Origin of the sequence: Roseovarius sp. EC-HK134 (genome assembly GCF_902498815.1) — a bacterium.
Classification (GTDB): domain Bacteria; phylum Pseudomonadota; class Alphaproteobacteria; order Rhodobacterales; family Rhodobacteraceae; genus Roseovarius; species Roseovarius mucosus_A.
This window is the reverse complement of record NZ_LR701544.1, coordinates 3,886,060-3,893,570: the sequence shown is the minus strand read 5'-3', so window position 1 is coordinate 3,893,570 and position 7,511 is coordinate 3,886,060. Positions and strand designations below refer to the sequence as shown.

Annotated in this window: 5 protein-coding genes and 1 pseudogene; 4 read left to right on the top strand and 2 right to left on the bottom strand. The window is 62.7% G+C overall.

Going from position 1 to position 7,511, the window contains the following annotated elements:
- Positions 1–380: pseudogene (locus tag GC127_RS22605) on the bottom strand (SPOR domain-containing protein); the annotation flags it as partial.
- A gap of 189 nt (positions 381–569) precedes the next feature.
- Here GC127_RS22605 and GC127_RS22600 point away from each other — a divergent pair.
- From GC127_RS22600 to glyS, 3 genes are read left to right on the top strand one after another with little or no spacing between them, the layout of a single operon-like run.
- Entirely contained in the window at positions 570–1,499 is a 930-nt protein-coding gene (locus tag GC127_RS22600; RefSeq protein WP_151979610.1) for a glycine--tRNA ligase subunit alpha, read from the top strand.
- Positions 1,499–2,023, top strand: a complete 525-nt coding sequence (locus GC127_RS22595; protein ID WP_081508252.1) for a DUF6446 family protein — start codon at positions 1,499–1,501, stop codon at positions 2,021–2,023. The genes GC127_RS22600 and GC127_RS22595 overlap by 1 nt, the downstream gene beginning before the upstream one ends.
- A gap of 3 nt (positions 2,024–2,026) precedes the next feature.
- Positions 2,027–4,306 (top strand): glycine--tRNA ligase subunit beta, encoded by a 2,280-nt coding sequence (gene glyS, locus GC127_RS22590; RefSeq protein WP_151979609.1) that lies wholly within the window; start codon positions 2,027–2,029, stop codon positions 4,304–4,306.
- Between the two features lie 92 nt (positions 4,307–4,398).
- Here the strand turns inward: glyS and GC127_RS22585 are convergent, their stop codons facing one another.
- Positions 4,399–4,686 carry a GIY-YIG nuclease family protein gene (locus tag GC127_RS22585; protein WP_151979608.1) on the bottom strand — a complete coding sequence of 96 codons (288 nt, stop codon included), beginning with the start codon at positions 4,684–4,686 and terminating at the stop codon, positions 4,399–4,401.
- 250 nt (positions 4,687–4,936) lie between these two features.
- Here GC127_RS22585 and GC127_RS22580 point away from each other — a divergent pair, with 250 nt between their 5' ends.
- Positions 4,937–7,477, top strand: coding sequence for a putative PEP-binding protein (locus GC127_RS22580; RefSeq protein ID WP_008280298.1), 2,541 nt, complete (start codon positions 4,937–4,939; stop codon positions 7,475–7,477).
- Positions 7,478–7,511 lie beyond the last annotated feature (34 nt).

Genomic DNA, 7,511 nt, shown 5'->3' with positions numbered 1-7,511 from the left:
GGGCTATCGGGGGCCGCAATGGCCGGGGCGGCGGGACCCTCCAGCAGATTGGCCCCGATGGGCCAGAATTGTTGTTGATAATCGCTGCTTTCAGCGATGTAGCTGTCTCGCGCGATCACCCCCTCGGCGCGGTAGACCTGAAGCACACGCTCCGCCTCTTCGCGCCGGTAGGGTCCAAGGGCGATGGCATACCAGCCGCGCCCCAAGGCAAATCCGTTCACATCCGCCAAAGTCGCGGCATAGCGGCGCGCGGCGTCCTGTGCCGCGTTCAGGCTGGGCTGCGCCTCGACCTGGACCCAGACAACCGGCTCCTCTTGCGCACGCGCCGCAGGCAGCGCCATGAAAACCGCAAAAATGAACCCCAGTAAGATACGCGCCATAAGTTTCCCTAAATTCTGTCTTGATAACGGTCGTTGCGACCTTTTTGGCGTTTTATCAAAATTGCCGGGCGATGCACTCGAAAACTTCGGGGTTTGTGCAGGGGCATTGGGGGCCAAACGCCCGATTGACCCTGCCCCGCACCCGGCCTAGGTAGGGGCGGCAAATCAGGGGCAGCATTGGGGTCAGGCATGAGCGACACGACCGGCAAACCGCGCAGCTTTCAGGAAATCATCCTGAGATTGCAGAGCTATTGGGCCGCACAAGGCTGTGCCATGATGCAGCCCTATGACATGGAGGTGGGGGCCGGCACCTTTCACCCTGCCACCACGCTGCGTTCTTTGGGATCAAAACCCTGGGCTGCGGCCTATGTGCAGCCCTCGCGCCGCCCCACCGATGGCCGCTATGGCGAAAACCCCAACCGCCTTCAGCATTATTACCAGTATCAGGTGCTGATCAAACCCAGCCCGCCCGATATGCAAGACCTCTACCTTGGCAGCCTGCGCGCCATCGGCATCGACATGGCGCTGCATGACATCCGGTTTGTCGAGGATGACTGGGAAAGCCCCACCTTGGGCGCTTGGGGTCTGGGATGGGAGGTGTGGTGCGATGGCATGGAAGTGTCGCAATTCACCTATTTCCAACAGGTCGGCGGGCATGACTGCGCGCCGGTTTCGGGCGAGTTGACCTATGGTCTGGAACGGTTGGCGATGTATGTGCTGGGCATTGATCATGTGATGGACATGCCCTTCAACGATCCCGCCGCGCCAATTCCGTTGAACTATGGCGATGTCTTTCGTCAGACCGAGGAAGAATACAGCCGCTGGAATTTTGACGTGGCCAACACGGAGGTGCTCTTGCGCCACTTTGAAGAGGCCGAGGCCGAATGTCAGGCCACCCTCGCGCAAGAGGCCGTGGACCCAAAGACCGGCAAACGCATCATCATGGCCCATCCCGCCTATGATCAATGCATCAAGGCGTCGCATCTTTTCAACCTGCTTGACGCGCGCGGGGTAATCTCAGTGACAGAACGGCAGGCCTATATCGGCCGGGTGCGGGCGCTGGCGAAACAATGCGCCGATGCCTTCGTGCAGACAGAGGCAGGGGGGCAGGTGGCATAATGGGCAAGATATTGGCGGGGGCGATCTTGATTTCGGCATTGGTGGCCGGTGCGGCCATGTATTATCTGCAAGTCTATCACTTCTACGAAGAGGTGGCGGCGGATGGCACGAATGATGTTGTCCTGACCTCTCTGGTCACGGGCGCGCCGGAACCGGTGCTCTACGACAACTTCACCGCCATTGACGCCAACAGCAGCCCGATCCGCTATCGCGCCTGTTTTACCACCGCGATGAGCCATGCCATGCTGACCGAGACCTATGAGCTGTATGAGCGGGCAGAGCCGCTGACCGCGCCCGACTGGTTCGACTGCTACGATGCGCAGGCCATCGGCCTTGCGCTGGAAGAGGGGCGCGCGTTGGCGTTTCTGGGCCAGCGCGATGTGATTTACGGCGTCGACCGCGTGGTGGCCATCACCGAGGACGGGCGCGGCTATGCCTGGCACCAGATCAACCGCTGCGGCGAGGTGGTGTTTGACGGACAGCCCGCCCCCGATGATTGCCCCGAACCGCCCCAAGGATACTAAGCCATGCCTGACCTCTTGATCGAACTCTTCTCCGAGGAAATCCCGGCGCGCATGCAGTCCAAGGCGGCGGATGATCTGCGCGCGCGCCTGACCGAGGCGCTGGTTGAGGCAGGGCTGACCTATGCGGGGGCGGCGGCATTTTCCACGCCCCGGCGGCTGGCGCTGACGGTGCAGGGGCTCAGCGGCCAAAGCCCGACCACCCGCGAAGAACGTAAAGGCCCGCGCGTCGATGCGCCCGAACAGGCGATCGAGGGCTTCTTGCGCGGCGCGGGGCTGACGCGCGACGATCTGGAAATCCGCGACGAGAAAAAAGGCCAGGTCTATTTCGCCACGATCACCAAGCCCGGACGCGCGGCGGCCGAGATTGTGGCCGAGGAACTTGATAAGATCATCCGCAATTTCCCTTGGCCCAAGTCGATGCGCTGGGGGGCGGGGTCTTTGCGGTGGGTGCGCCCGCTGCATTCCATCCTCTGTATCCTGACCGATGAGGCGGGCGAGGTGACGGTTGTTGATTTCGACGTCGACGGCATCCGCGCGGGCAACACGACCGAGGGGCATCGCTTCATGGCGGCAGGGCGCTTTGCCGTGTCCTCTTTTGACGATTACCGCACCAAGCTGCGCCGCGCGCATGTCATTCTCGAGGCCGAAGAGCGGGCCGCGCATATCTGGCAAGAGGCCAGCAATCAGGCCTTTGCATCGGGGCTGGAACTGGTCGAGGACCCTAGCCTTTTGGCCGAGGTGGCGGGGCTGGTGGAATGGCCCGTGGTGCTGATGGGGCGGATTGACGACGCCTTTTTGGGCCTGCCGCCCGAGGTGCTGCAAACCAGCATGCGCGAACATCAAAAGTTCTTTTCGGTGAAAAACCCCAAGACAGGCCGGATCGAACGCTTTGTCACCGTCGCCAATGTCGAGACCGCCGATCAGGGCGTGACCATCCTGGCGGGCAATCAAAAGGTGCTGGCGGCGCGTCTGTCGGATGCCAAATTCTTTTGGGAAAACGACCTGCGCACCGTGCAAGCCGAGGGGTTGGAGGGGATGGGCGCGGGGCTCGCGCATGTCACCTTCCACAACAAGCTGGGATCACAGGCCGACCGCATCGCCCGTATCGCCGCGCTGGCGCGCGAGATTGCGCCGCATGTGGGCGCTGATGCCGATCTGGCAGAACAGGCGGCACGCGTGGCCAAGGCCGATCTGCAATCCGCCATGGTGGGCGAATTCCCCGAATTGCAGGGGCTGATGGGGCGCTATTACGCGGCGGAGGTGGGGCTGGCCCCCGAGGTGGCGGCCGCCTGCCAAGAGCATTATTCGCCGCTGGGGCCGGGCGACGCCGTGCCAAGCGCGCCGGTATCGGTGGCGGTGGCGCTGGCGGATAAGATCGACACGCTGACGGGGTTTTGGGCGATTGACGAGAAACCGACGGGGAGCAAAGACCCCTACGCGCTGCGCAGGGCTGCGTTGGGCGTTATTCGGTTGGTGTTGGGGAATGGGTTGCGGTTGCGACTCTCCACGGTTCTTGAAAACAAACTGCATTCAATAATACTCGCACTAAGGCCAAAGGATTTTGTGGTCGCGGTCGCGCGGTTTCATCAAGTGCAACATGTTTTGGCGCAACTGGAAAGTTCTCTCGAGAGTTCCCTTTCTGACAGCCGTGAACACCTAGAAAAAGCCCTTCAAGCAGCTCGCGCTGACTTTGCCGTTGCGGAAGCCGAGTATAGGCCGAAAGTTGAAATAGAAAATCGAGAAACGACTTCGAAGTTTACAGACCTCCTCTCCTTCCTCCACGACCGTCTCAAGGTCCATCTGCGCGACGAGGGCATCCGTCATGACGTGATTGATGCCTGCCTTGCCATGCCGGGCAATGACGACCTCACGCTTTTGGTCCACCGCGCCCGCGCCCTCAGTGACTTCCTCAAAACCGACGATGGTGAGAACCTGTTGCAGGGCTTCAAACGCGCCAACAATATTCTCACCCAAGCCGAGGAAAAGGATGGGGTGGAATATTCTTATGGCGCGGATGTGAAATTCGCGGAAACCGACGAGGAAAAGGCGCTCTTTGCTGCCCTCGCCACCGCAGAGCCCGCCATTGCCAACGCCCTCAAAGCCGAGGATTTCGCGCGCGCGATGGGGGCCATGGCGGCGCTGCGCGCGCCCATCGATGCTTTCTTTAACGCCGTGCAGGTCAATGCCGAAAGCCAAGTCATCCGCCGCAACCGCCTCAACCTGCTGAGCAGCATCCGCAATATCTGCCTGCAAGCGGCAGACCTTGGCCGGATCGAGGGCTGATTTCATCCGCCCCGGGCTTGACCCGGGGCCTCGCCAAAATAAGCAGAGGCCCCGGGTCAAGCCCGGGGCGGGTGAGGCTGCGGGGCGGACTGTTAGAGGTCGGGTATTTCTGTCGCAATGTCCCGCCAGTCCGGGTTTGCGCTTGTGATCAAGGCGATCTTCCACGCGCGATGCCAGCGTTTTATCGACCGCTCCCGCCGAAGGGAGGTTTCGAAATCATCCTGCGGTTCGAACCAGACAAGCCGCCGGATGTTATACTTCGCGGTATGGGCGGACAGGCCAGCGCGATGCGCTGCGACACGGCTGCGCAGGTCATGCGTGCGCCCGGTGTAGAGCGCACCACAGGGGCGTGACGCCATTATGTAGACGAAATGTGTCATTCCACAGTCTTGGCGCATTTTGGTTTCCAATGTGTGAATCCCGCCCCGGGCTTGACCCGGGGCCTCGATGCTTTGTGGAGCAAGGCCGCGGATCAAGCCCGCGGCGGGTGAGGCTGTGGGGCGGGAGAGGCCCCGGTTCAAGCCCCGGGCGGGGTTTTCTAACCAAGCCGGACCGATCCCAAACCCGTGATCCTTTCCCTTGCCTTGTGCTGCAACGCGCGTATGGTGCGGTCAAAGGAAAGGTGCCGCAGTGCAGCAAGACGACAGCCATATCACCCTCATCACCCCCACGGCCCCGATGCATACCCATACCCATGGGGGGCGTGCGAAATGTCTGCAGCGCCTTGTGCGGCTTGATCTGCCGGTGCCGCGCACCGTGGCCCTGTCGTTTGAGGCGGTGCATCGCATCGCGGCGGGGGAATTGCCGGATATGGCGCGGTTTCTGGCCCCGTTCGGCGCGGCCCCGCTCCTGTGTGTGCGCCCCTCGTCCGAAGACCCTGATTGGGGCGGGCCGGGGGCTGTACTCAACATCGGCATCAATGATACACGCTTTGTCGAACTTGCGGAGCGCATCGGCAAAGAGGCCGCCTCGCATATCTATCTGCGGTTTGTGCAGGCCTATGCCATCCATGTCGCCCGGCTTGATCCGGATGTGTTCGAGGATGTCTCGCCCGATCCGGTGCTGGGGCTGAGCCAAGCGCTCAAGGCCTATGAATCCGAAGCCGAAGAAGAATTCCCCCAAGATCCCGGCAAGCAATTGACCGAGGTGCTGCGCTCTATGGCGCGCGCCTGGGAGGGGACGACGGCGCGGCTCTTGCGACAGGCCAAAGGTGCGCCCGCCGATGCGGGCCTTGGCCTTGTGGTGCAGGAATTGGCGCTGGGGTTGGGGCAGGGGGAATGTGGCTCTGGCGTTATGCAACTGGTCAATGGCCAGACCGGCGCGCGGCAGATCATTGGCCGCTACCTCAGCCAAAGCCAGGGGCGCGATGCGCTCAGCAGCGGTGCGGATGCGATCTATCTCACCCGGGATCCGCGCGGCCCCTCGCTCGAGGATCTGGCCCCCGATGCCTTTGCCGAAATCCGCGCCTATGCCGAGCTGATGCGCGCCCGCCTGCGCGAGGAAATGCAGGCCGAATTCACCATCGAGAATGGCAAGGTCTGGATTTTGGACGGGCTGCGCGTGCCGCGCAACGGCCGCGCGGCGGTGGCCATTGCCGTAGGGCTTGCCGAGGATGACATCATCAGCCGGGACGAGGCCTTGATGCGGGTCGAGCCGCGCGCGCTTAATGAATTGCTGCACCGACAGGTTGATCCCAACGCCCCGCGTGATGTGCTGGCGCGGGGAATCGCCGCCAGCCCCGGTGCTGCCACGGGCCGCGTGGTTTTTTCCGCCGCCGAGGCGCAGGCCGGCCATTCGCGCGGCGAGGCCTGTATCCTTGTACGCCGCGAAACCAGCCCCGAGGATATTCGCGGCATGCATGCCGCCGTGGCGGTTCTGACCGAGCGGGGCGGCATGACCAGCCACGCGGCGGTGATCGGGCGCGGCATTGGCCTGCCCTGCGTGGTCGGTGCCTCGGAAATTCATTTTCAGACCCGGCGCAAGCAACTGACCATGCCCGATGGCCGCGTGGTCAAGGCCGGTGATGTGATCACCGTGGATGGCACCGGCGGTCTGGTGCTGGCGGGCGAGACGCCGCTTCTTGAAGTGGCACGCGACGACGCCTTTCAGACCCTAATGAGTTGGGCGGATGACGTGCGCGACATTGCTGTGCGCGCCAATGCCGATACCCCCGCGGATGCCGAGGTGGCGCGCAAGTTCGACGCGCGCGGCATTGGGCTGTGCCGCACCGAACATATGTTCTTTGATACCGAGCGTCTGACGGTGATGCGCGAGATGATCTTTGCCGATGGCAGCACCGACCGTGCCGCCGTGCTGGAACGGCTCTTGCCGATGCAGCGTGCCGATTTGGCCGATCTCTTTCGGATCATGCAGGGGCTGCCGGTTTGTATCCGCCTCTTTGATCCACCGCTGCACGAATTCCTGCCCACCGACCGCGCGGGGCATCTGCAACTGGCCGAGGCGCTGGATCTTCCGCTCTCGGATGTCACCCGTCGGGTCGAGGCGCTGAGCGAGTATAACCCCATGCTGGGTATGCGCGGCGTGCGGCTTGGCATCACGGTGCCCGAAATCTATGACATGCAGGCGCGCGCCATTTTCGAGGCCACGCTTGAGGCCAGCCGCGAAGGCGCGCCCGTTGTGCCCGAGATCATGATCCCGCTGGTCAGTGCCAAGCGCGAGGTCGAGTTGGTCAAGACACGCGTCGATGCCGTGGCTGCTGCCGTGCGCAACGAGACCGGGCGCGATTTCACGTACCGTCTGGGCGTGATGGTCGAGACACCGCGCGCGTGCCTGCGCGCGGGCGAGTTCGCGCCGCTGGTGTCCTTTCTCAGCTTTGGCACCAATGACCTGACACAGATGACCTATGGCCTCTCGCGGGATGACGCGGGCCGCTTCATGTCGGAATATGTCAAGCAGGGCGTCTACCCCGAAGACCCGTTCCACATGCTCGATGTCGATGGTGTGGGCGAGTTGCTGAAAATAGGGGCCGAGCGTGGGCGCGCGGCAAATCCCGACATCAGCCTGTCAATTTGTGGTGAACATGGCGGCAATCCCGAATCAATCGCCTTTTGCCGCGATGCCGGATTTACCTATGTCTCCTGCTCGCCGTTCCGTGTTCCGGTGGCGCGACTCGCTGCCGCACAGCTGACGGTGCGCGACAAGATGCGGTAGTTTCCGTGCCTGTTTGCGCAAGATAAGACAAAGT